The sequence below is a fragment of the Arthrobacter sp. CAU 1506 genome, assembly GCF_005047635.1.
Classification (GTDB): domain Bacteria; phylum Actinomycetota; class Actinomycetes; order Actinomycetales; family Micrococcaceae; genus Crystallibacter.
The window spans coordinates 1-23,516 of sequence record NZ_SUKC01000021.1; the positions used below are offsets into that span (position 1 = coordinate 1).

The window sequence follows — 23,516 nt, forward strand, 5'->3', positions numbered from 1 at the left end:
CATGGTCGGCGTCGGACCGAAGATCAGCACAACGAGCGGCAGGACCACGATCGGCGGAATCGGCTTGAGAAACTCCACCACGGCCAACGTGGCATAGCGTGCCGAGGGGAAGCTGCCGATGAGGACGCCGAGGAGGACCCCACCGGCGGCAGACGCCGCCAATCCCAGCAGCGCCACCCCGACTGTCTGCAGCGTACTAGTCCAGAATTCCTGACCTGAGGCGTCGGACACCAACGTCTGCAGGGTGCTGCTGAGGGTGGGGAGGGCGGTGCCGGCCATTGGGCCGACCGCCACCGCCTCCCACAGCACCCCGGCCGCGAGGAGACCCATGGTCCCCGCCAGCAATGGGTGTAGCTTCATCCGTGACTCCTTGGTTGCGCGGTTTCTCTGTTACTTGGTGAAGAGGACCTGGTCCAGGTTCACTTCTTCGGTCAGGAACCCGAGTTCGACCAGAGCCTTGTTGACGCGTTCGACGTCGGCGGCCCGCACCTCGGTGGGCCAGTAGGTGTCGGTACCGCTCTGGATGTCCTCCAGCGGCTGCTTGGTCACTTCGGCCGCCTTGGCCTGCACCTCGTCCGTGTTCTCGTTCGCGTAGGCATTGGCCTTATTGATCGCGGTCTGGAATTTGGCCAGCGCTTCGTGCTTGCCGTCAACCGTCGACTGCCCCGCGACCCATACGCCGACAGCGCCTTCGCGGAAGAATTCGATCCCCGGCGACGCCAGGAGGACCCCGCCGGCTTCCTGGGCGCTGCCAATGAACGGGGCGACCAGTGCAGCCGCATCAACGCGGCCCTGTTTCAACGACTGCACGGCTGAAGCGAAGTCCAGCACCATCCAGTTGACCTTGGCGGGGTCCCCGCCGTCGTCCTTGATGAGTTTGCTGACGGTCACTTCCAGCTGTGCTTTCCGGGCCGGGATGGCCACCGATTTGCCTTCCAGATCCTTCGGGCTGGCGATGCCGGCGTCCTTGGCCACCACCAGACCGGTGTCGTCCACGGTGGTGAGGTCATCACCGTTGATTGCCCCGTCTTCATAGCCGTCGGCTGCTGCGACGATGCTCAACGGCACACCTTGGCTCATGGCGTTGAGCAGCGGGATGGTCGGTGTGTAGGCCAGATCGATCTGGCCGCTTTGAGCCGCCGCGATGCCAGCCGGCGGGTTCGCAACCGTGGACACCTCGATCTCCAGCCCCTCGTCCTTGAAGAAGCCCTTGTCGATGCCGAGCATCAGCCCGGCATCCGAAGTGAGTCCGATCGTGGAGACCTTCAGGGTTGTTGTTGTGCCGGTGGTATCGGAACCGGGATCAGACGCTGCTGTGCTGCATGCGGACAGGCCAAGCGCCAAAACGCCTGCCAGGGCAATGGGGAGTTTGCTTCGCATGGTTTCTCCTTGTGGGTGGCGGTACTTATGTGAGGTGGATTACGTGCGTCGGAGCTAGTATGTCGCATGACTTGGTCACTTGACCACCTTTTATCAAAAAAGCAGTCTTAGACTTGTGTGAGACCGCATGGCAACACCCGGCTAACTGGCTGAATTGTCTTGTCTCCGCGGCTACCAGAATTGAGCCATTTAGCCGGAGGTGAATGCTGTTGGCCCGGGTACCCACCGCCGAACGCAGGCTTCAGTTTGTCCGTTCTGCAGCGCGAGTGATCGCCCAGGACGGCCTCAGCGCGGCCACGACCCGCCGCATTGCCGCGGAAGCGGACGCCCCGCTCGCCTCGCTGCACTACTGTTTCCGCAGCAAAGACGAGTTGCTGGAAGAGGTCTACTACTACCTCAGCCGCGACTATGCCCAGGCGCTTCCACCTGTCCCGGCTTCCGACGCAGGCCTGAAGTCCGTAGTGTTTGCCCATGCCCGCCGGGTATGGGAACGCATGCTCGCCGAACCCCATGAGCAGGTCACGACTTTTGAGCTTCTGCTGCGCCGGTTTCGGGTCAATCCCGACGAAGAGCCGGCGGCGCTGGCACGCAACAGGTCCATGTACGAAGGCTGGATCAAGTCCACCTGCCTCCTGTTCGAAACCGCGGCCCGCAATGCGGGTGAACCTGTCCCCTCCAACCTAGAGCTTGCGGCGCGGCTGTTCATCTCCGGCATCGACGGCATCAGCATGCAGCACCTGGCCGACCCTGACATGGATCGGTCTGCGGCGTTAGTGGAAATGCTCGCCGCTAGTGTGGCCGGATCCTTTGTTTACGCCGGGGACCCAGGCGAACGTAGCTAGGCCGGGGTTTTTTGCCCGCTGCGCTTGCCGAACCGCGCTGATTCAGGCAGCGGTGCGGAAGCCGCAGTTGCTGCTGGCGGACTCAGGACTGTTGGAACTGCGCGCCGCGACTCGGTAACGGTTGCAGTATGAGTCGTGGCAGAGGAACGAGCCACCGCGCATGACCCGGTTACGGCCGATTGTTGGCCCCTGCGGATTCTCTTCCGGAGCCTTTTGATAATATTTCGGCAGGAACCAGTCGCTGCACCACTCCCACACATTCCCGCTGACCTCGTACAGGCCAAATCCGTTTGGCCTGAAGCTACGAACCGGTGCGGTACCCAGATACCCGTCGTCGAGCGTGTTCGCCACCGGGAACTCGCCCTGCCAGATGTTGCACAGGTGCTCTCCCGAAGGACCGTAAAGCTCGTCGCCCCACGGGTAACGCTTACCGTGGAGTCCCCCGCGGGCCGCATACTCCCATTCAGCCTCGGTGGGCAATCGCCGTCCTGCCCACCGACAGTACGCTTCGGCGTCGTTCCACGACACCTGTACAACGGGATGGTCCGCGATCGCCTGCCAACTCGAAAGGGGCCCGCAGGGGTGGGCCCAGTCGGCCCCGCGAACATTCAGCCACCAGGGTGTCCCCGATACCTGTCCTAGGATGTCCTGTGCCACTGCGCGGACCTGCAAGTGGAACACGGCGGAGGATCCGTAGTACTCGGATTCGGTCCGATAGCCGGTAGCTTCAACAAATGCCGCGAACTGCACGTTAGTGACGGCCGTGGCATCCAGCCTGAAACCGTTGACAACTACGTCGTGGACCGGACTCTCACCATCCGACGCATAGCCCTCCCCCAGTTGATCACCCATGCTGAACCGTCCTCCGGGGATGCTCACCTCCTCAGTAACCGTCGGCTGCTTACGTCCGAGTCCCTGCTGTACAGGCTCAGGGTCTGAAACGGAGGAAGGTCGAGACGCCGCGTCCGGTTGATGTTGCCCCGGTGCACGAGTGGGGATACCGCAACAATCCATTGCAACCTCCTTGTCCGGTCAACCGGCCGGACGTATCACGCAGCCACTGGCGCGGGCTGAGGGTGCCCGCGCTTCGAAGGTGATTCATAGGGCACCTGCTCTGTCGACTCGATGGCGAAGCTTCCAGGGCCGGTTTTGCTGACGAGAATAGCTAAACTTGTAGGGTCTCAACCCAGTTGGCACTCCTAGACCGTCAGAACCGCAATTCTCAGATATTTGTCATTGCGGTTTCTCAATGATCCTGTCATCTGACACCACTTTGCATACATAGCATCAACCATTCCGGTGCTTCGATGCGATCCCATCGAGGTGCTGCACATTAGCTAAGACGGTTCCTAACAGAGGTTCCAGCACGTTCAAGATAAGAGCACGAAGCGCAATTTGAAAGACACTTAACCCCTATGTGGGAGTTCCGGGACGAACTCCCACACAGGGGCAGTTGCAAATCAGTACCGATCTGCAGACAACTATTCTTGCCCTCGAAGATGTCTCGGCCTTCTATGATCAAAGGCACAAGCGGGAACCCAACATTCGGCCCCGAGCATCTCCTTTACTGGCCACTTTCCCTGATAGCTGTTCACGAAACAGGTTCGTGAAGGACCTCAAGGTTCGGATGAGGGATCGTCTCAACGTCGACTTCGTTGTTGTTGACGAGATCGAAGAACGGGACGCGTGCCACAGTAGCTCGCACCTTCTTTTGAGGTGTTCCGGGACGGCCCCACACTACTGTCAACTCCTGGCCGATTTCGACATGCTTTTTGCTGACAAAACCAATAGAGATCATTCGCCGGTAGAAGACGCTGTTGATTCGGCCGGTCGAAGTGCCAATCCGGTCACCCTTCTCGTCGAGCACCCAGTCTGCGTGGTAAACGAATCCCGAACGACCGTTCGTATTGAAGTACATGTCCACTAGTCGTTCGTCGATCGAGTCGTAGGGCTCAACGTCCCGCCCTCTGAATTGGGACGCGAATATATCCGCAACGTCCTCTTCGTTCCAGACCAATGTAACGGCCGTGCGGTCGTCAGTCTCGGCGGCCTTGAGCAACGCCTCTCGACCTACGAACTCATGATTGAAGTCGACCAGCTTTCTCCAGCCGACCTGTAGTGGCGTGACGAACCGGTCTTCGATTTCGTTACCGACACTGCCAACCAACTCGCGGTACTTATTGAACATTGCCGAATGGGGTCGCGTGTCGAAGAAGGCTGCGAGATCGGGGTCTTCGTACCACGGTAAGGGATAGTGCAGATTTATGTTTGGAAAGCCCGCCTCTGTGTGCTGCATCATGTAGGCCGCCTGTCCAAGCTTCTTCATTCCGAACCGCTGACCGGCTTCCCAGATGGCGCGGTAAACAGCTTCGGTGTCCTCCATGTCGCCATGGAGTTCGTAGGCGAGGCCTCCGGCCATTCCGAGTCGAATAATACGGACCGGGACGCCTGCAATCATGGCTACTCGGTGCCTGGCAAACCTGATGTCGTGAAGGTCTTCCCCAGCCGCTTGTTCCAGTATCTCGAGTGACCGGGGTCCAGCTACCTGAATGAAAAATTCCTCAGATGTCCTGTCAGTGCCTTGCACATCGAATGTGCTGTTGAGCAGCCGGTACTCCAAGACCGGGGCGAGCCAGTATGAGCGGTAGGTGTCCTCGGAAATGCGTGCCAAGACTCCGTCGGTAAGTATCTGCCCCTTTTCATTGCACAACACTGCGTGGCGGATTTGACCGACTTCGAAGTTTGCGAGGGAATTCACGCATACCGAACGGAGGAACTCAAGAGCCTCGGGGCCACTGACGTCGTACACCGGTGAAATGCCATGGAGTGCGGTACAGATATGTGCCGTCGTTTTGGATGCGAGTATTTCGGAACGCGCACCTTCATACTCGAAGGGGACCTGCCTAGGTCCCGCCTGGAAAAGTGTAAAGACTCCCTCAGCAATAGCAGTAGATGCTGACATCTGTTAGTTCTCCTTTAGGTTCTGCGTGCTTCGTTGCACTGCGATTGGGCCGGCATCCGTTTACTCCGAGTTCGTTGTCATATGCACCTGCGTTGACGCAGCGTCCGCCGGCCTTTCGTCAGCCCTTCATCGTTGACGTCCTTGTCCAGGTCTTTCGGCCTGGAAGTGATGGTTTGTTCAGCCATCATTCTGCCCGCGCAGGGTTGATTCGCCCTTACGCGTTCTATGGATCGCGTATGAGGTTGGGTATTCTCACGCTAAGGGCCGAGTGTAAGGGGCAGAACGAAGGCCCCAAGCCGTGCTGCAAACTAGGCGAAACATACCGTACCACCGTCGCGGACAGGTCAAAATGGCGACCATTCTTCCGCCGCCCCTGGAATCGTCCGCGCAGTTAGGGCGGCGATATGATGGATTATGCGTTCTCGGGCGCGAGGACGATGTCGAAGCGGGTGCGTACCCAGCCTTGTCCGTCGAGGTCGCGTCCGTCCGGGGCCGGCACTCCGGGGGGATGTTCCACGAAGTCTTTGATCAGCGACTCCTTGACGCCGAAGACCGTGTCGGATTTGAGCAGGTCGTCGCCGCTGACGAAGATGTGCGTGACTAGGGTGCGTTTGCCCGATGCGGTGACCATGAAGTGCAAGTGCGAGGCGCGCATCGGGGACCGGCCGGTTGCTTCAAGCATCTGTCCCACCGGGCCGTCGTGCGGGATCGGGTACGGGGTCGGGGTGAGGCCCCAGAAGTTGTAGTTGCCGTCCTGGTCAGCGAACAGGTGTGCGCGTCCGGCGACCCGGCCGTCGGTGTACTGGACGTCGTAGAAGCCCTCTTCGTCGGCTTCCCAGACTTCGATCCGTGCTCCGGGGACCGGGTTGCCGTCGGTGTCCCAGACGGTGCCTTCGACCCAGCAGGGCTGGCCGGGGGCGCCGCCGGCGATATCGCCGCCGATCGCGATTTCGGGGGCGTCGTCGACGAAGAACGGGCCGAACACGGTGGCCTCCGTGGCGTTCTTGTAGGCCTCATTGTTGACGTTGATGGTCTGCATTGAGGCGCCGAGGACGTCGGAGAGCAGGATGAATTCCTGACGCTTGTCGTCGGTGATGTGTCCGGTGGCGGTGAGGAACTCGATGGCCCTATTCCATTCGGCCTCGGTCAGGCGGACATCGCGGATGAAGGCGTGCAGGTGGGTTACAAGGCCTTGCATGAGCTCCTTAAGCCGCGGGTCGGTGCAGTTCTCGAACGAGCGCAGGACATTCCGGGTCAGGGTTTCCTCGACGGCGGACTGCTCGGCTAAGACGGCCGACCTCGATCCGCTGGTGTGGCTGGTGTCAGTCATCATGGTGCTCCTTGTTCGCGGTTCGGATTCTGGGCCCATTGGAAGGGGCTAGTTGGCACTGCTCCAGTGAGGGCGTCGGACAGCAACATTGTGATGTTCTCTTCTGTGACAGCGACAGGGTTGGACGAGGGCGCAGCAGCTACGATTCGGCTTGTCGCTTCGGCTATATCTCGGGTGGTGAATTTGTCACCGCGCAATTGTCCTGGTGCCCCGAGCATGGTGTGCAGACCACTGAGGGCGGCAACGGCGGCCGCTGCCGGATCTTCTCCTGGATCGTGGGGGCCCAGGGAACCTGCCAGTCGGGCTGCCAGCTCGGGGACCGCAGGTGCATTCAGGGCAAGCACATATGGCAACACAGCAGCGTGGGTGGGTGCGTGTGGAAGATCGAACGTGCCACCGAGCACATGGCAGATTTTGTGGTGAAGGCCTGATCCGGCGGACGCGAAAGCTACAGCCGAGAGGTAGCAGCCGTAAAGGGCTTGCTCGCGGGACGAGAGGTCGTCGGGGTGCGCAACGAGACCCCGCAGGGCGCCCGCAAGCGACCGCGCGCCCTCCAGCGCCAGCGCTTGGTTGATCGGATCGGCCCGGGGCGCCCACAGTGAATCCACCGCATGTGCCAGACCGTTCAGGCCGGAGGAAACTGCCAGCTCTATGGGCAGGGAGAGCGTCAGCTCCGCGTCATAGACGACGGCGGCTGGCAGCACCTTCAAATCGATTCCGGTGCGCTTTGTGCCGTTCTCCGTCAAGCCCCACATATTCGTCGCTTCCGACCCGGAGAAAGTGGTGGGTACGGAAACAATCGGTACGCTGCTGGTTAACGCTATGGCCTTCGCCAGGCCGGTCGCTGACCCCCCGCCTACCGCCACCAGAAGGTCGACTTCGGCCTCGGCCGCGGCTGCACGGGCTCGCTCGGCGTTCTCGACCGGGACATGCTGACGGACCTCGTTCCAACGCAGAGCCACGGGAATCGCGGCCGATAGTGTGGAGACCAGTTCATGGTCGCGGTTGGAGGCGATGAGCATGGCACGCTGCGCGCCAAGCCGCTGGCCCTCGGCGGCAACGTTTTGGGCGAAACGGCCGGATTCGAAGACCACGCGCTGGCCCAAAGTGATGTGCTCGAAGTTCAAAGGCAAAGCGGTTCCTTCCGATGGCCGAATTCGTGCATGGAAAATCGCAGGTTCAGAGTACGGAGTGGCGTCCTAGATGATGCCATGTCCGGTCGTGGTAGATAAGCGGAGACACAGCCGCCTCTGGAGCCTCGGTGACGCTGCTTTCGAGGGCTTCTACAGCAACAATTGTTGACCCGCCCGCGTCCACGGTATTGGTGATTCGCCCTCTTATCCGGTTGACGACGGAGTGAAAGATGGGCTCGCCGGTACTGAGCCTGCGCCAGAGAGTGAGGTCAGCAAACCTGTCCAAACCGCTCGTCGAGCAGAGTTGGGCGATAGGGAGGTCATGAGCTGTTAGTAGGTGTATTACCACCGTTTCGGCCTTGAGTATGGCAGCGCTGGCCGACGAGGTTGAGGAAAGTGAGAAGGCCAGTATGGGAGGGGCCGCACTGATGGAAATAACTGAAGTAGCGGTCAGAGCGACGGGACCGTCCCCTGGGTCGGCAGTGATCACTGCCACGCCTGCAGGATGGTTTCTGAAGGCCCTCTTGAAATGATCTGCTGACAAAACGTCATTGGTGCTGTTGCGCTCTTGGACTGCAGTGTCCATTGCGGAGCTCCCTTCCGAATTCGGTGACCCACCAAGCAGGAAGGCCAATTGGTCCTACGAACCTATGGCTACGGGAGAGTTACGGAACAGCAGGAGATTACCCGAACGGCTACCTGATCAACATCGCCGGTTCGGATGCCCGGAAGACGCGTATAGGTAGTTCCACGCGAATCAGCGCTACCTTGCAGCGGCGAGAAACTTTCACTTCTAGGCTGGCACTCATCCGGCTATATCTTCTTTGATTTTTTAGGAGGTCATCTTGTCTAATTCACCATTGACTGGGCGTACCGCACTTGTGTCGGGTGCAGGAAGGGGCATTGGTGCAGCTCATGCAGCAGCGCTCGTACAAAACGGTGCCAAGGTCGTGCTCGGTGATGTTGATGCGAAGGCGGGTGAAGCTACCGCACTGGAACTTGGGGCCGCCGCTCGCTTCACCCGACTCGATGTCACGAACCCAGATGATTGGTCTGCTGCGGTCACCATGGCCGAAGACCCGAAGTGGGGCAGCGGACACGTCGATATCTTGGTAAATAACGCAGGAGTTAGCATTCCGCGCTTACTGGAGGATATGACTGCGGAGGAATGGCAAAAGACCCTGGACGTGAACCTCACAGGCCACTTCAATGGGATCTCGGCCGTGATTTCCTCCATGAAGCAGGCCGGCGGCGGAGCCATCGTCAACACGTCTTCGATGACGGCAACGGTACCGGTCACCAAACTGGCACACTACGTTGCGACCAAGATGGCGATCGACGGTCTGACGAAGGTAGCTGCGCTTGAGTTGGGGCGGTACGGCATCAGGGTCAACTCTCTGCATCCCGGCTATATCGACACAGCGATGATGGGCGGCGCCCGGGAGGACGCCGTGGCTGGGAACCTTCCCATACCGCGGTTCGGGCGGCCGGAAGAGGTAGCCGACATGATGATTTACATCGTTTCCCGTGCAGTTTATTCAACTGGCAGCCAGTTCGCGGTTGACGGGGGAGTAGTCTCGGGTATTGAGCACGGCTAAGCCATCAACCAGCAGGTCTCTGGTACCGTGCCGCGGAAAATCCCCTTGAAGGTGATAAGCCGTGCTGTAGTTCAATCCAAGCTCGACGATTTCATCATCAAGAGATCGAAACGTGGCGACAGCAGTGGTGCGTGTGAATGTTTCGAGCTGAACCATCAGATGGAGCTGCTGCCTGGAACGGTGGCACGTCGGGCGATTTGCCCCTACTCCCCCAGGCCTGCTGTGGAGCTGGCGAAATCCCAGTCCTTGCGAGCGCTTGTACCGGCGGCATAATACCGCCGGCACAATAGGCTGAAAACTTTCAGGACGGTACCGCTGCGCCCGTGAGGGATCCGGGCGGAACACGGCCACGGCCTACGTTGGAAGTTCAGCAAACGCTTACGGATGACTGGAGTAATCCACGGGCCGGAGCAGCAAAGTCCTGCTGCTCCGGCCCCAGTCTTCTTGTGCCGGAGCAGCAGGATTTGACTTCCGTTTGATGCCGAACAGTTCAACGTGAAGAAAACGGCTTCTGCTGCGCCAGGATAGATCAGCTGGTCATGGAAACATTTCCGCTTTCAGTTGCCTTGCTGCCGGTCGGGAAGGGATAGGTCTTCGGTAGGAACAGCAGGAGGGCTGCTGCGATCAGGAGTGCCCCGGCGAAGAGGAACAGTACCGACGTGTAGGTGCCGTTGACGTCAAATGCCGTCCCCAAGACAACCGGTCCCAGACCGGTGCCGATTCCGGCCGCTCCAAAGAGGTAGCCTGTCAGTTGGCTGTAGGAGTGAAGGCCGAAGTAACGCGAGGCGAGAAAGGCGATGAGGTCTGTCTCGGCGCCTGCGGCGAAACCAATCGTGATCAATGCGAAAATAGGTGCCGTCCCGGAGGCCAGGAAAACGATGCCGAGACATGCCACAGCGAATACAATCGCGCCAACCTTCGGCGCGTGAAAGCGGTCGTAAAGCAGGCCTGCAAAAATTCGTCCTGCGATTGATGCCATACCTAAAGCGGCGAGAGAACCCGCCGCTTCCGCGGGACTCCAACCGTTGTCTGTCAGCAATGGCACTGCGTGGATGGTAGTGCCTACGATAACCATCGTGGCCAGCAGGACCGAGGAAGCCAGCAACCAAAAGGTGCGATTCCGAAGCGCGGAGCGAACCGAAATACCGGTGAGCTTTTGTGTTGCTTGATCCGCAGCCAAGGGGTGCACAGTTGTTCCTGGGACTTCACCTGGTTTCGGGTCGCGGACCAGGCCGAGGACAGAGGGAAGAGCCACGATTAGCAACAGTGCTGCAAGCCCGAAGTAGCCTGCGCGCCAGCCGAAGAGGCCAACAAGATACTGCGCGTATTGGGGAATAACTGCCTGACCAATGGCAACCCCGGTTACAGCCAACCCAATGGCCAAGCCGCGGCGGCGGTCGACCCATCGGGCTACCGTCTTGACGTAGGAGACCGGGTTCTGAGGACCCCCGGTCACTGCCAACAAGGCGACAAGGAGGACATAGACCCCCAGGACGGCTGGCGTAACCGCCAACGCGGCAAGGTTGAGGGCCATCAAGATTACGCCGACTGGCACAACGCGCCGCACCCCCCATTTGTCGATGGCGGAGCCGACCATAGGTTGTACCAGCACGCTCAAGAGGCCGCCGATTGCAACGCCGGCGCTGATCGCACCACGGCTCCATCCGAATTCGTCGCTAATCGGTTTCAGAAACACGCCGCTGGTACTCATAAACAAGGGAACTACTGACACCGAGAGAGCTGCCGCTGAACCGGCTACCACCATCCAGGCCCGGCGGCCGCGTTTCGAAACCGTGGCGTCGGCGTCGAGTCCGGAGGTGTTGGAGGAATTGTTAATATCAGGCATGCCTGCATTGAGCATTTTTGTTTTTCCCATCGATTTTGATGTGGTATTGAACGCAAAGAGCAGATTAGATGCGGTGCACCGGCTTCTTTTGGAGTCCGTGCAGTAAATGTTTCGATGCGGCTCCCCTTCTTAGTGGTAGCCGCGTGCATCGTAGGGACCTAAATCTGTGGAGATGGACTGGAGCGGTTGTTCCCGCTCTCAGGATGTAAGCCGCCGACCGTACTACCCTGCTGTTGGGCGGTGGGCATACCAGTTCTAGCTATACAGAGCGGCTGAGGCACTAAGCAGGTACAGCGCCTGGTTTTTGAGGACTCAAGCCCTTCGGGGCCGCCGGCTTCTATACCCCAGGGACAAGACCAGTCTCTGGGATAGCAGGTGGTCTTCCACGAGAGTTGTTTGTCTTGGCAGTCGGTTTATTCAGGCCCCGGCGATAGTTTTTCAGGGCTCCGCCCTCTAGCCGATCAGGTACTTGGACATTGCTTCTCCTATCATTAGTCGTCGAACGCTGTGGCAGTACGTAAGTAAGAGTTGTGCGAGAGGCTGCTCCATGATCAGGCATGTGTGAGTACGACGCCGGTGATCAGCGACCGATCGGCGGCCGCCTGCATCGCTTCGTCGGCTTGATCGAGAGTGAAAGTAGTGCTGAGCATGGCGGCAACGTCCAACTTGCCCCGTTCGATCAACCGAGCAATGCGCGGCAGATCGCGGTTGAGGAAGCCTCCACCGCTTTGGGATCCGCGTACCTGTTTGCCAAAAAGTGAAAGCGGGACACTTGGGAGACTGACGGTGGATGATTGCAAGGGAGCGACCATGCTGGTAGCGACTATGATGCCGCCGTTGCGAGTCAGGCTGAATGCATCCTCGACGCTTCCTTGCGCTCCCGTGGCTTCTAGTGCGACGTCGACGCCGCGCCCCATGGTCTTGGCCAAAACGAGAGCTGCCGTGTCATCGTTCCGAGGATCGATGACAGTGGTGGCACCGAGCGTGCCGGCGAGTTCGCGTCGGGCCGGCAACGGCTCGACGGCAATGATGTTTGCCGCGCCGGCCATACGTGCCGCCTGAATCATCCACAAGCCGAGGTGGCCGCAACCAAGAACCAGCACGTCGTCTCCGGGCTTGACCTGTCCCACTTCGATGACTGCTCCCACACCCGAGATCGCCCCGCATCCCAGAAGGGCTAAATGTTCGGGTTCCAAGTCGCTGGAAACGACGGCAAAGTTTCGTTCGTAGTACGTCATGTATTCACTGAACGTCCCAACCCCGCCAACCCCGACGAGAGGAAGCCCGTGGGAGGTCGTTCCCACGTGTGGGGGATTGAATGTGTCCTGCCAAAGTTTCTCGCACTGGGACGGAGTCCCCTGCCGGCAGCTGTAACAACTGCCGCATTCCATGCTGCCAGCGATAACCACACGATCCCCAACCTGGGCTTTGACGGTGTTGTGGCCCACTGCCTCCACGACCCCGGTTGCGCTGTGACCGGGAACGACCGCAATCGGCGCAGCCCGATCCCCCGCGAGCGTCAATTTGTCTGTGCTGCACACAGCCGAGGCATCGAGACGGACAATTACCTGTCCCTCGCCAGGATCGCTGAGGGTTATGTCCTCGACCACTAGCGGTTGCTGGGGTTCGAGGGAAAGAGCTGCGCGCATTCGAACTTCCTTATCTATCTGCTGGTAGGGAGTGGGCTGAGACCAATGATTGCCTGTCACGGGAGAAGGCAGAACACCTATTCGATCAATCACGTATGCAAACACGTAGGTCTACGCTAGGGATCCCTCCGAGTGCCGCGGAACAGTAGTGGTCGATGACGACCCTGAAGGAGTTTCGATGACCACCCCTGTCGACACGAAGGACGACACCGTCCCGGCCAGCCTCACCCTAGAGGAGGCTTTGAACAGCGCACGGACCCTGGGACAACTTGTCCGGGATGAGGCCGCTGCCACTGAAGCGCGGAGCTATCACTCCGAGGAACTGCACCGCGGGTTCCTGGCTGCTGGGTTTTACCACCTACTGAGACCTAAGACTTTTGGTGGATACGAATTTACGCTCGCGGAGTTCCTACTGGTCATGCGTGAGATTGCGCGAGCCGATATGGCGACGGGCTGGTGTCTTACCCTGGCCTCAGGACATAACCTCCAGGTCGCCTCGCTGTGGCCGGAGCATGCGCAGCGGGAGATTTTCTCCGGCCCCTACTTTGCCGCTCCAATGACGAGCGCGCCCGCAGGAACTCTCACCCGGGTGGAAGGCGGGTTCATCGTCAACGGCAAGCACAGCTACGCTTCCGGGGTCCCGTACTCCACCCACTTCTCGGGACACGCCTTCCATGATGACCGCCCGGGCGTCGTGTCCACGTTTATTGCCCCGCGGGAAAGCTACACCGTCCTTGACGACTGGGGGCACACCCTTGGGTTAAAGGGGAGCGGCTCCCACTCCGTGCTCTTCAGCGACGCCTTTATACCGGGACACTACGTTCTGGAAGGAGTGAACCAGACCGCATTGGACATATCCACCGGAACACCGGGTCTGGCGCTGCACGGCAATCCGATGTTCGGGGCTAGTGAGATCGGTTTCTTTGGGGCCGAGTTGGCCAACCTCGCGGTCGGAGGAGCGCTGGGAGCCTTGGACGAATACGCAGCACTGATGCCCCATAAGAAGACCACTCGGCCTCCTTTCCCTAACCGGACCGAAGATCTTTTCTTCCAGCACCGCTTCGGTGTAGCCACGGCAAAGCTTGAATCAGCGCAGGCTACGTTGGACCACGCGGCAGCACTGTTCCAGCAGTTCGTCGAGCGGACTGCCGAAGGCGGAGACGCCATCACTCCGAAGGAAGATTTCCTCGTCCACCTTGTAGCCTCACAGGCCGGGGAGATCGCCTGGGGCGCAGTACAGGAGATCCTCTTCAAGAGTGCAGGCTCCAGCGCCGTTGTTAACGGTTCGCGGCTCGAACGGATATTTCGTGACCTCAGCCAATGGTGGTCCCACCTCAACACAGTGATGGCAGACCCCGCTGCCACCGCGTACACGCGCGCACATTTCAACGTCGGCGAGTTCGCGAAGGACCCGCTATGACCAACACCGCTGCCACCTTGTCCCTTCCCATGCCCACTAACCAAGATCGCGCACACAACTCCAACATCGCACGCCTCCTAGTCCAGGGCGTGGACCAGCCCGGGATCGTCTCGACCGTCTCGTCGGCGCTGACCGAAAGCGGGGCCAACGTCATCGCTCTGGACCAGTTCTCGACCGACGCGCAAGGCGGCGCATTCTTCCAGCGAACTGAATTCCACATTGAAGATCTTCCCGCCGCCCTGCCCGCGTTGGAGCGTAGCCTGGGTGCGGCCTTGAAAAACTTTGACCTCACTTGGCACCTGGCACCTGCTGCGAGTCGGAAGCGTGTGGCGATCTTCGTGTCGAAAACGGATCACTGCCTGCTGGACTTGTTGTGGCGGCACAAGCGCGGTGAGATTGCGATGGACATCGTCATGGTGGTCTCCAACCATGCCGACCTTGCCGAATCCGTCCGGCCATTCGGTATCCCGTACTTCCATGTACCTGTATCCGGGGACAAGAAAGAGGCCGAACACCGCCACCTCGAACTGCTCAACGGCAATGTCGACCTGATCGTCCTTGCCCGCTACATGCAAGTCATCTCCGAGAACTTTCTCGACGAGGTCGGGACCCCCGTCATCAACATTCACCATTCCTTCCTCCCTGCATTCATTGGCGCTGGTCCCTACCAGAAAGCCAAAGACAGGGGGGTGAAGCTGATTGGGGCAACTGCCCACTACGTGACAAAAGATCTCGACGAGGGGCCCATCATCGAACAGGACGTCATCCGTGTCTCCCATGATGGGACAACGCGACAGCTAATGAGATCCGGGGCAGACGTCGAACGTGCAGTCCTCTCCCGAGCTGTGTCTTGGCATTGCGAAGATCGGGTCATGTTGCACGGCAACACCACGGTCGTGTTCTAAGGTGGGAGCCCGCATCCTCGACGGCCGGCAGGTCGCACAGTCACGACGAGACCGGCTGGAAAAGGACATCGCTAATTACAAATCAATGACCGGAACTGTGCCCGGCTTGGCTACGGTTCTAGTTGGCGACGATCCGGCAAGCGAAGTTTACGTCGGCAACAAACGAAAGGCTTCCACCCAAGCCGGTATTCGTGACTTCCATCGCCGCCTTCCCGCTGGAGCGTCACAGGCTGAGGTCAAGGCAGTCCTCGCTGACCTAGCAGCAGAGAGCGATGTCTCCGGCATTCTTTTGCAACTTCCGCTGCCGGCCGGCCTGGACCCGACGCCGCTGCTTGAAGTTATTCCCGCAGAGAAGGACGTCGATGGACTGACCGCAGCGTCAGTTGCACTGCTCACTCAGGGGCTGCCCGGTTTGCGTCCCTGCACGCCCAGCGGGGTCATCGCCTTGCTGGACGCAACGGGTGTAGAGATGGAAGGGAAACAGGCAGTTGTAGTGGGACGAAGCGAACTCGTAGGCCGGCCCTTGGCCCAGCTACTGCTGCAACGCCACGCCACCGTGACCATCGCCCACTCCCGCACCACAGACCTGCCGGGCATAACCTGCGGAGCCGACATCCTTGTGGTCGCTGCCGGCGTGCCCGGACTCATAGGCGCTGAACATGTTAAGAAGGACGCAATCGTCATCGACGTAGGGATTCACCGCACCCGCGGTGGTTTGGTTGGAGACGTGAAATTCGACGAGGTGGAAGAGATCGCGTCTTGGATCACACCTGTGCCCGGCGGTGTCGGGCCTATGACCATAACCATGTTGCTGGAGAACACCTTCACAGCCCATAAGATGCAAAAGGAAGCAACAGTGGGGATCGCCGCGTCCCCAATGGTGTCACACCACGAGTAGGAACAGTCTATGGAGTCAACGCCGTTTAACGGCCTCCCGGCCGAACTCACGCCGTTCGTAGGTAGGCGAGCCGAGACGGAAAACCTGCGGTCCCTCCTGTCAGAACAACGTTACATCCTCATCGTGGGCATGAGTGGTGTTGGGAAAACCAGGCTCTCACTCCACCTCGCCGGTATGGTGCAGCGGGCTTTCCACAACAACGTCTATTACGTCCAGGCAGGTACGTTGACCACTCAGGCGGACCTGATTGCGGAAATCGCCTCGGTCATCGGAGCACCTCCGACCAACTCAGTGGAAGGGATCGCGCTCAAGCTCAAGCAGCGCCCCGCGCTCGTCATCATCGACGGCGCGGACGCGCCGGACCTCGGTCTGGCCCAGCTGGCCTCTGAACTCCTTCGACTATGCCATGAACTGAAAATCGTCGTAACTGCACGGGGAAGGACACACCTGGCGGGCGAACGAGTCTTCACCCTCGGAGCGTTGCCGGTCCCCACTCCCGATTTTGTGGAGGGCCAAGGCGTCGACCGCGCACTGGCCCTCGACTCTGTCGAGCTTCTCGTGGAAAGCATTCGACAGTCCGTACCCGCCTTTGAAGCCACTCGCCGGAACGCAGAGGATCTGTTCACCATATGCCGCCTCACTGCTGGGATACCGAGCTACCTCGAAGCTGCAGCACGAGCCCACGGTGTGCTGGGTGCGCGGGGTCTCGCTCGAACCCTGAGCGAACAGTCACTGACCCTGGATGAGTTCACTTCCCCCCTACTACGCAAGGATGTGATGCGGCAAGCCTTTGAACAGGGACTCAAGCGGGTTGAGGCAGTGGACAGGTCCCTCTACCTCAAGCTCGCCCTCTTCCATTCGCCATTTGACATCCAGTTTGCAGCTGAAGTCTTCGCAGAGGGGGACGTGGGGGCCACCGCCCCGTCTATGGCCCGACTCGTGGACCAATCGCTCCTCACCGCGCAAATGGTCGATGGGGAACCGCTATTCAGCATGGCAGCCCCATATCGTCACCTCGCGTTGCAACAACTGCGATCCACCGACGGCGCAGATGCGGCAGGTCGCCTGCTCCGGGAAAAGCTGATCAGTCATCTGCACAGTGCCGGTGAGGAGTGGTTCTCGGAAAGCCAACTTCCATCGGTCCAGTTCTTAAACCGTTACACGGCAGAAGTCACTGAGCTGCTAGATGAACTTTCGCGCACGCCTCGCGACGCTCATCTGGCCTTAAATCTAATTTGCGGCCTGCGGTACTACTGGCAAATTCGTCCTGTCGTCCCGTGGCCGCGTGCACGGGACTGGATTAACGCAGCACTCAAGTCCACCCACATCCCCGATACCGCCCGGCTAAGAGCACTCCAGATGGACGCATATATAGCCTTCTACGAGAACGATCTTGAGGAGGCCGGAGCGCAATTACGTCTGGCAGCAGCATTGGCGGCTGATCTACATCCAGAGGCGAAAGACCTTGTCTTCGGAATCTTTATCGACGGACTCCTTCAGTTCGGCCGGGGAGAGCTGGCGGCTGCCGAGCGTTCGTTTCGTCAAGTGGCCAACGTTGCCATGGCCGGCCAGCGAATGTCGGACCAAGTAGGCGAGCGGTATTGGTTCTTGGCTATGACCCTGCTGGCCAAGGGAGATCTATCGGGGGCGGAACAGCAGGTACAGGAGGGCCTGCGGTTCTGCGAAACTCATGGCGACGTCTGGGGACGCGCCTACACAATGTGGCTCCTTGCACTGTTGCTGCTGCGTCGCGGAGAAGAAGAAAAAGCATCCAGAGTCCTCAACCAGGCAACCGAAGTCCTGTTGGCCTATCAGGACAGAACGGGACTAACTCTTGCAGCCCAACTCATGGCAACGATCGCTTTGGGCCGCGGCGACCACGACTTTGCCGCTCGCATCACCAGCACCCTCCCCGATGGGGGCAAGCGTCCGCCGATGCTTATAGGCGAGATCGACATGCGACGTCTGGAAGAAATCAAAGCAGCCGTGGGCTCGGCTCCCTTCAAGCACCAGCACCTAGCCACTCACGCGTTCTCAGTCCCCGAAGCGATCAGCCATGTGCTTTTGCAAAAGGATTTGCAAGAGGACTCCAGCCAGCGTCCCAAACTTGCTCTTGACCCAGCGGGCCAGCTGAGCGCCAGGGAATGGGAGATCGGGAAACTAGTCGCGGAGGGACTCGGAAATCCCGCCATCGCGACCCGGCTCGTCATCTCTCGTCGAACGGTCGAAGGACATGTCCAGCGGATCCTAGGAAAGCTTGGCTTTAAGTCCCGCAGCCAGATCGCAGTGTGGGTCTCGGAACGACGGAGGACAGAGCCGGCAGCGGTGCAAGGTCCACACTTACCCAAGAAGATCGGTGGCGGATAAGCGGGCGGTGCTGCGGAAAGCAATCCTAGCCACGCCGAGGCTCAATCCCAAGTAGGGTCACCGCACAGACTGAAGGTTTGTTCGGTGTCTTTATGAAAGGCATGGCTGAACATGTGAAGGGTGTGCCGGTTGACCTCAGAAGAGTGGTGGGCAATAAGCGCATGGTGCATCGCGGTGCTGGGGCAGCGCGGTGCACTCGTTTGTTTCCGTGCGGACAAGCAACCGCCGTACGGATATGGCTGGCGTCTGTGGCCCCTCTGTTGACGATGTGGACAGGCCTTTCACGCCTAATGAGGAGCGCATCTGCAACACCTACGCGAGCGTCAGTGCTGCTATTCGAACGCAAGCTCGACACGGCGCATCACGTCGACGATCTGTTCCCGGTTGTACTCGGCCTTAGGTCCGGGAACGTAGCGGACGTGGCGCAAGTTTCCCCGGTAGCGGAAGCAGCCGTGGCGCCGGTAGAGGTCCCAGTCCACAGGGCCGCCCCGTTCTAGGCCTACGCTGATGCCGGTGAGTGGGCACATGCCAATGAGCTGATGGACCTGTTCGAGAACGGCGACCTCGGCACCGTTGACCATGAGCCCAATACGCCAACGCACGTGGGAAAGTGTTGTGAACTTGGCGCCTACTGCCGTCGTACCGACAGCAAGCGGGGTCCGGATGTAGAACATCCGGCCGTAGCAGTTGTAGCTCAGCTGCAGGAAACCGTCCTCGATGTAGAGGACGTAGCCCCCGCCCTGGTCGCCATGCGCCACCAGGACACCGCAGTCGCCGTCCTGGAACTTAAGGTCGACTTCGATGGAGAAGGACCTGAGGTTGATCAGCTTTGAGGACCGGTAGCGCTCAAGTGTCGGCGATTCGGGGCGGAGCGTGACCGGTTCCTCCATCGGCAGTTCGGTGGAGGGTCGGACCAGCTGCATGGCGCCGTCGTCGTCCAACGGGAAGACGCTGTTCATCCAGGCGGCCGCCTGCCACCTTTGCTTCAATTCGCTGAGCAGGTCCCGATACTGATTGGCGAGATTTACTGTCTCGGCAGGGTCGACATCCAGGTTGTAGAGCTCCCACTCGTCGTCCTCCCAGCCTGGACCGGTCCTAAGGGGGGACAGAGCCTTCCAGCAGCCCTCGATGTAGGCACGGCGCCCCACCAGCTCGAAGTACTGGCTGCGGGACTGGCCGGCGGTTGCCGATCCGGATTCCAGCACCGCGCGCAAACTCCTGCCGTCCTGATCTGGGGCGGGGAACCCACCCCAGGTCTCCGGGCGTGTGACGCCGGCAAGGTCTAGCATAGTGGGTGCGATATCGGTAACATGCGCGAACTGGCGGCGGACACCATCGTCATCTGCAGAGCGCGGAAGGCCTCCGGGCCAGGAGATAATGGCAGGGACATGGACGCCGCCCGCATAGGTATGCATCTTGTACTGCCGGAACGGCGTATTGGAGGCATAGGCCCAACCGCGGGGATAGTGTACGAAGGTCTGTGGCCCGCCAATCAACGAAGGGTCGCGGTCCACATCCGATTCCCAATCGTCGGGCAGGAGCGAGCTGGACGTGAACTGGCTGAAGTAGCTGCGGGTGCCGCCCGGGCCGCCTTCGGCCGAGGCACCGTTGTCGGAGGTGAAGACGAAGATCGTGTTCTCAAACTCGCCAGCCTCTTCCAGATGTCGGATGAGGCGGCCAAGGTTCTGGTCGGTGTTGTCGACCATGGCCGCGTAGACCTCCATATAGCGCTCTAGCAGCGCGCGCTCGTCCACCCCGAGGCTCTCCCACGGTGCGACGTCGAAACCGGTCTCGGCGTTGCGCGAAGCGCATGCGGTGCCCTCGGTGAAGAGCCCCGAGGCGAGCTGCCGGGCGAAGCGTGCCTTGCGGACCTCGTCCCAGCCGGCACCGTAGTGGCCGCGATATTTGGCAATGTCGGCCTCCTTGGCCTGCAGCGGCGCGTGCACCGCCTGATGGGCGAAATAGAGGAAGAACGGCTTGTCCGGGTCAGACTGGCGCAGTTCAGTAACCATGGCCATTGCCCTGTCCGTCAATTCGTCGGTCAGGTAATAGTCCTCGGGGAAGCTGTCGATGCTGACTTGGGAGTTGTCGCTGACTAGCCGGTGCGGATGGAACAGGGACGTGAAGCCGTCCATGCAGCCGAAGTACCGGTCGAAGCCGCGCTGGCAGGGCCAGGAGGATTTGTCTGCGCCGTCGTGGAGGCGGCTCTCGCCGGTTAGGTGCCACTTGCCGACCATGAACGTCGCGTAGCCTGCGGCCCGGAACGATTCCGCAACGGTGGGCACATTCGCGGGAATCTCCATGGTCGAGTGCGGGAAACCCGGGTCGATGTGCGGCACGAAGGAGAAGCCGACGCGGTGGTTGTTCAGTCCGGTTATCAGGGAAGCCCGGGCCGGGGCGCACATCGGCGGGGTGTGGTAGTTGGTGAATCGGTAGCCGCCCCCGGCCAGGCGGTCCAGGTTCGGCGTGTCGATTTCGCTGCCGAACGGGCCGATGTCGCTGAAGCCCACATCGTCCATCAGCATAACGACGACGTTCGGCGAGCCCTGGATCGGACGCGGCTTGGTTGGCCACGCCCGGACGGATTCGGAGGCCCGCTCCCGCACGATCCCGAGAAATCCTTCATTGTCTCGGGCGGGTAACTGTTCGTCACGGCGCATGCTGATGTCCTTCCTGTCGATTCTGAATTCGGCGGTTCGTGTTTGGACACAGCCGGCGTGCCGAGCTTGGTCTTCGCGCTGGTAGCGGATCCGTCCTAGATGGCGATCCAACGGACCGCAACCGCATCTGCCCGCGGAGCGTGCTCGACGGCCCAAGAGGGGATAGAACGCCCCTCTCCGTCCGAGATGTCGGCATTCCTGTTGTTTAGGCGGAGTCGCTTTTTTTGAGTTATTGTATTACGAACTTACAAAGTAATGGATGAGGTTGATCATTTCCAGCTGTCATGGCAAGACGCGTCAAGGAGTAATCGTGAACACGGACAGGGACGCGGAGTATGAAGTCGTCATAGTCCGCTACGCCTCACGGCAGACAATGCGCAGCCAGGTCTACCTGAACTACCACCTGTATGGGGAGCCGGACGGCCCGATCGGAATGGACTACTACTTCTGGGTCATCCGCAATAGCCACCGCACCTATGTCGTGGATACCGGCTACAGCACGCTCGGCGGGAATAACCGGAACCGCGGCCACCTGATCCATCCCGGCGAAGCGCTGCGGAAGCTCGGCGTCGACCCGGACGAGGCGACGCTGATCCTGACCCACGCGCACTACGACCACGCCGGCAATGTGGACCTGTTCCCAAACTCGACGGTGATCGTGCCCAAGACGGAGTTCGATTTCTGGACAGGGCCCTATGCGCGGCGGCTGCAGTACCGCCACTCGGTCGAGGGCAGCGAGATCAACCACCTGCGCACCGTCTACGAACAGGGACGGATGCAGTTCCACGCCGGGCAGGAATTGCTTGCTCCGGGCATCGAGATGATTCAGCTGGGCGGTCACTCCCCCGGCCAGGCCATCCTGACGGTCAAGACCAGCGCCGGCACAGTGCTGCTGGCCTCCGACGCCACCCACTACTACGAGGAGCTGGACCGAGACATGCCCTTCCTGGTGGTCGCTGACTTGGAGGCCATGTACGCCGGCTTCGACGAAATGAAGCGCCTGATGGCCGAGCGCGGCGCCATCCTTGTCCCCGGGCATGACCCGGAGGTCCTGGGCCGGCACGAACAGTACGATGGCGAGCTCGCGAGCTTCGCCGCCTCGATCGGCCGTCTGCCGCAGCCCACAGCAACAACGGAAAAGGAACTCGTATGACCCCCGCGCTGAGTGACGACAGTCCAGCCCTGCCGCTGGACGGATTCAGGACCGGCTTTATCGGCCTAGGGAATATGGGCGGACGCATGGCTCGCTGTCTGGTCAATGCCGGCCAGCCGGTGCTCGGCTATGACACCCGTCCCGAAAGCATCGAGACGGCCGGCGCCACCTCGGCCTCGTCCGTGGCCGAGGTGGTAACCTCCTCCGACATCGTCCTGCTGTCCCTGCCAGAGAGCAGGATCGTGGAGGCCGTGGTGCTCGGCGAGGACGGCGTGCTGGCCCATGCCCGGCCCGGCCAGGTCCTGGTGGATCTGAGCACCTCCGCCCCCTCCTCAACCATCCGGCTGCATGCGCAGCTGCTGGAAAAGGGCATGACCCTGATCGACGCCGGCATCTCCGGGGGCGCGGCCGCGGCCGAGAAGGGCGCGCTAACCCTGATGACCGGCGGTGATATCCAGGTATTAGAGCGCATCCGCCCGGTGCTGGAGGCGTTCGCCGCGCATATCTTCCACTGCGGCGCCGTCGGCGCCGGCCACACCGCCAAGCTGCTGAACAACTTCCTGAACGCAATTGCGCTCTCGGCGACTGCCGAAGTGATGGTCGCCGGCCGTAAGGCAGGCCTGAACTTGGAAGTCCTGCTGGAGGTGCTCAACAACAGCTCGGGGGTTAACTTCGCGACCTTAAACCGGTTCCCAAAGATCATCCACGGCGACTACCTCAAGGGTGGACTGACCAACTCGCTGATGATGAAGGACGTGTTGGCCTACGTGGACCTGCTGTCCGGCCTGGGCGTGGCAAGCCCCAACTCCTCCGCTCCGCTGGCATCCTTCGGACTGGCGCAGCAGATGGGCTATTCCGACCAGATCAGTAACACCGTCGTCGACGCCATCGGCGACGTCTCCGGCGGTGTCCGCCTCCATAACAGCACCTCGGGCACCGACACCTCCACTGCAGGAAAGGACAGGGCATGAAACTCATCCACGGCACCGAACAGGCCGGCACCGCTGGCAAGACCGGCTCACAGTTCACCGGAATGGTCTACAACTACCTGACCCTGCCCTCCACCGACGGTGTCACCATCAACACCGTCAATTTTTCGCCCGGCGCCCGGACCTACTGGCACCGGCACGAACACGGCCAGATCCTCCAGGTCCTCGCCGGCGAAGGCCTCGTCTGCACCGAGGCCGACGGTGTGCGGGTGCTGCACACCGGTGACACCGTCTGGTGCCCGCCGGGAGAACGGCACTGGCACGGAGCCGCCGCCGGCGCCTTCATGACACACACAGCCGTCTCTCTGGGCCGGACCGATTGGGCCGAAGAAGTCAGCGATGAACAATACGGCGACGCATCCGCGGCGCAGGAAGGCTAGTAAC

At 60.5% G+C, this 23,516-nt stretch carries 18 protein-coding genes and 1 pseudogene; 9 read left to right on the plus strand and 10 right to left on the minus strand.

What is annotated here, in order from left to right:
• A pseudogene (locus tag E4J89_RS17615) lies at positions 1-360 on the minus strand (nitrate ABC transporter permease); the annotation flags it as partial.
• A gap of 30 nt (positions 361-390) precedes the next feature.
• Complete coding sequence (locus E4J89_RS17620) at positions 391-1,380, minus strand: ABC transporter substrate-binding protein (protein WP_136787521.1); 990 nt, start codon at positions 1,378-1,380, stop codon at positions 391-393.
• Positions 1,381-1,583: 203 nt separating this feature from the next.
• Between E4J89_RS17620 and E4J89_RS17625 the strand changes: the two genes are divergently transcribed.
• Positions 1,584-2,222, plus strand: a complete 639-nt coding sequence (locus E4J89_RS17625) for a TetR family transcriptional regulator (RefSeq protein WP_240691972.1) — start codon at positions 1,584-1,586, stop codon at positions 2,220-2,222.
• Between the two features lie 42 nt (positions 2,223-2,264).
• Here E4J89_RS17625 and E4J89_RS17630 read toward each other — a convergent pair whose 3' ends face one another.
• The 5 genes from E4J89_RS17630 to E4J89_RS17650 form a co-directional block, all read right to left on the minus strand.
• Positions 2,265-3,236 carry a formylglycine-generating enzyme family protein gene (locus E4J89_RS17630; RefSeq protein ID WP_136787522.1) on the minus strand — a complete coding sequence of 324 codons (972 nt, stop codon included), beginning with the start codon at positions 3,234-3,236 and terminating at the stop codon, positions 2,265-2,267.
• Positions 3,237-3,813: 577 nt separating this feature from the next.
• Positions 3,814-5,184, minus strand: a complete 1,371-nt coding sequence (locus E4J89_RS17635; protein ID WP_136787523.1) for an aminomethyltransferase family protein — start codon at positions 5,182-5,184, stop codon at positions 3,814-3,816.
• 412 nt (positions 5,185-5,596) lie between these two features.
• Positions 5,597-6,514, minus strand: a complete 918-nt coding sequence (locus tag E4J89_RS17640) for an intradiol ring-cleavage dioxygenase (protein WP_205754529.1) — start codon at positions 6,512-6,514, stop codon at positions 5,597-5,599.
• Positions 6,514-7,647: a maleylacetate reductase gene (locus E4J89_RS17645; RefSeq protein WP_136787525.1), complete on the minus strand. Its 1,134-nt coding sequence runs from the start codon at positions 7,645-7,647 to the stop codon at positions 6,514-6,516. Before E4J89_RS17645 ends, E4J89_RS17640 begins: the two co-directional genes overlap by 1 nt.
• A gap of 46 nt (positions 7,648-7,693) precedes the next feature.
• Complete coding sequence (locus E4J89_RS17650) at positions 7,694-8,233, minus strand: flavin reductase family protein (RefSeq protein WP_136787526.1); 540 nt, start codon at positions 8,231-8,233, stop codon at positions 7,694-7,696.
• A 259-nt stretch (positions 8,234-8,492) separates the two neighbouring features.
• Between E4J89_RS17650 and E4J89_RS17655 the strand changes: the two genes are divergently transcribed.
• Positions 8,493-9,245 (plus strand): SDR family oxidoreductase, encoded by a 753-nt coding sequence (locus E4J89_RS17655; RefSeq protein WP_205754530.1) that lies wholly within the window; start codon positions 8,493-8,495, stop codon positions 9,243-9,245.
• A 529-nt stretch (positions 9,246-9,774) separates the two neighbouring features.
• Here the strand turns inward: E4J89_RS17655 and E4J89_RS17660 are convergent.
• Together E4J89_RS17660 and E4J89_RS19915 are read right to left on the minus strand one after the other, a co-directional pair.
• Positions 9,775-11,121 (minus strand): MFS transporter, encoded by a 1,347-nt coding sequence (locus E4J89_RS17660; protein ID WP_136787527.1) that lies wholly within the window; start codon positions 11,119-11,121, stop codon positions 9,775-9,777.
• Positions 11,122-11,642: 521 nt separating this feature from the next.
• Positions 11,643-12,740: a zinc-binding dehydrogenase gene (locus E4J89_RS19915; RefSeq protein ID WP_136787528.1), complete on the minus strand. Its 1,098-nt coding sequence runs from the start codon at positions 12,738-12,740 to the stop codon at positions 11,643-11,645.
• Positions 12,741-12,888: 148 nt separating this feature from the next.
• Here E4J89_RS19915 and E4J89_RS17670 point away from each other — a divergent pair, with 148 nt between their 5' ends.
• From E4J89_RS17670 to E4J89_RS17685, 4 genes are read left to right on the plus strand one after another with little or no spacing between them, the layout of a single operon-like run.
• Positions 12,889-14,160, plus strand: a complete 1,272-nt coding sequence (locus tag E4J89_RS17670; protein WP_136787529.1) for an acyl-CoA dehydrogenase family protein — start codon at positions 12,889-12,891, stop codon at positions 14,158-14,160.
• Positions 14,161-14,189: 29 nt separating this feature from the next.
• On the plus strand, positions 14,190-15,065 hold the full coding sequence (gene purU / locus E4J89_RS17675; protein WP_205754536.1) for a formyltetrahydrofolate deformylase: 876 nt from the start codon (positions 14,190-14,192) through the stop codon (positions 15,063-15,065).
• Position 15,066: 1 nt separating this feature from the next.
• Complete coding sequence (folD, locus tag E4J89_RS17680; protein ID WP_136787531.1) at positions 15,067-15,963, plus strand: bifunctional methylenetetrahydrofolate dehydrogenase/methenyltetrahydrofolate cyclohydrolase FolD; 897 nt, start codon at positions 15,067-15,069, stop codon at positions 15,961-15,963.
• A 9-nt stretch (positions 15,964-15,972) separates the two neighbouring features.
• Complete coding sequence (locus E4J89_RS17685) at positions 15,973-18,330, plus strand: LuxR C-terminal-related transcriptional regulator (protein WP_136787532.1); 2,358 nt, start codon at positions 15,973-15,975, stop codon at positions 18,328-18,330.
• Positions 18,331-18,662: 332 nt separating this feature from the next.
• Here E4J89_RS17685 and E4J89_RS17690 read toward each other — a convergent pair whose 3' ends face one another.
• Entirely contained in the window at positions 18,663-20,990 is a 2,328-nt protein-coding gene (locus E4J89_RS17690; protein WP_136787533.1) for an arylsulfatase, read from the minus strand.
• A gap of 310 nt (positions 20,991-21,300) precedes the next feature.
• Between E4J89_RS17690 and E4J89_RS17695 the strand changes: the two genes are divergently transcribed.
• Genes E4J89_RS17695 through E4J89_RS17705 form a run of 3 tightly spaced genes read left to right on the plus strand, consistent with a single transcriptional unit; the run spans position 21,301 to position 23,512 of the window.
• The gene (locus E4J89_RS17695) at positions 21,301-22,143 is read left to right on the plus strand and encodes an N-acyl homoserine lactonase family protein (protein ID WP_205754531.1); all 843 of its coding nucleotides are present in this window, start codon (positions 21,301-21,303) and stop codon (positions 22,141-22,143) included.
• Positions 22,140-23,114 carry an NAD(P)-dependent oxidoreductase gene (locus E4J89_RS17700; RefSeq protein ID WP_205754532.1) on the plus strand — a complete coding sequence of 325 codons (975 nt, stop codon included), beginning with the start codon at positions 22,140-22,142 and terminating at the stop codon, positions 23,112-23,114. The genes E4J89_RS17695 and E4J89_RS17700 overlap by 4 nt, the downstream gene beginning before the upstream one ends.
• Complete coding sequence (locus E4J89_RS17705) at positions 23,111-23,512, plus strand: cupin domain-containing protein (RefSeq protein ID WP_136787535.1); 402 nt, start codon at positions 23,111-23,113, stop codon at positions 23,510-23,512. Before E4J89_RS17700 ends, E4J89_RS17705 begins: the two co-directional genes overlap by 4 nt.
• The last annotated feature ends 4 nt before the right edge of the window (positions 23,513-23,516 follow it).

Coding starts and splice junctions, on each gene's coding strand:
- E4J89_RS17620 (WP_136787521.1), bottom strand. CDS start 1,380: ATGCGAAGCAAACTCCCCATTGCCCTGGCAGGCGTTTTGGCGCTTGGC.
- E4J89_RS17625 (WP_240691972.1), top strand. CDS start 1,584: ATGCTGTTGGCCCGGGTACCCACCGCCGAACGCAGGCTTCAGTTTGTC.
- E4J89_RS17630 (WP_136787522.1), bottom strand. CDS start 3,236: ATGGATTGTTGCGGTATCCCCACTCGTGCACCGGGGCAACATCAACCG.
- E4J89_RS17635 (WP_136787523.1), bottom strand. CDS start 5,184: ATGTCAGCATCTACTGCTATTGCTGAGGGAGTCTTTACACTTTTCCAG.
- E4J89_RS17640 (WP_205754529.1), bottom strand. CDS start 6,514: ATGACTGACACCAGCCACACCAGCGGATCGAGGTCGGCCGTCTTAGCC.
- E4J89_RS17650 (WP_136787526.1), bottom strand. CDS start 8,233: ATGGACACTGCAGTCCAAGAGCGCAACAGCACCAATGACGTTTTGTCA.
- E4J89_RS17660 (WP_136787527.1), bottom strand. CDS start 11,121: ATGGGAAAAACAAAAATGCTCAATGCAGGCATGCCTGATATTAACAAT.
- E4J89_RS19915 (WP_136787528.1), bottom strand. CDS start 12,740: ATGCGCGCAGCTCTTTCCCTCGAACCCCAGCAACCGCTAGTGGTCGAG.
- purU (WP_205754536.1), top strand. CDS start 14,190: ATGCCCACTAACCAAGATCGCGCACACAACTCCAACATCGCACGCCTC.
- E4J89_RS17685 (WP_136787532.1), top strand. CDS start 15,973: ATGGAGTCAACGCCGTTTAACGGCCTCCCGGCCGAACTCACGCCGTTC.
- E4J89_RS17690 (WP_136787533.1), bottom strand. CDS start 20,990: ATGCGCCGTGACGAACAGTTACCCGCCCGAGACAATGAAGGATTTCTC.
- E4J89_RS17700 (WP_205754532.1), top strand. CDS start 22,140: ATGACCCCCGCGCTGAGTGACGACAGTCCAGCCCTGCCGCTGGACGGA.
- E4J89_RS17705 (WP_136787535.1), top strand. CDS start 23,111: ATGAAACTCATCCACGGCACCGAACAGGCCGGCACCGCTGGCAAGACC.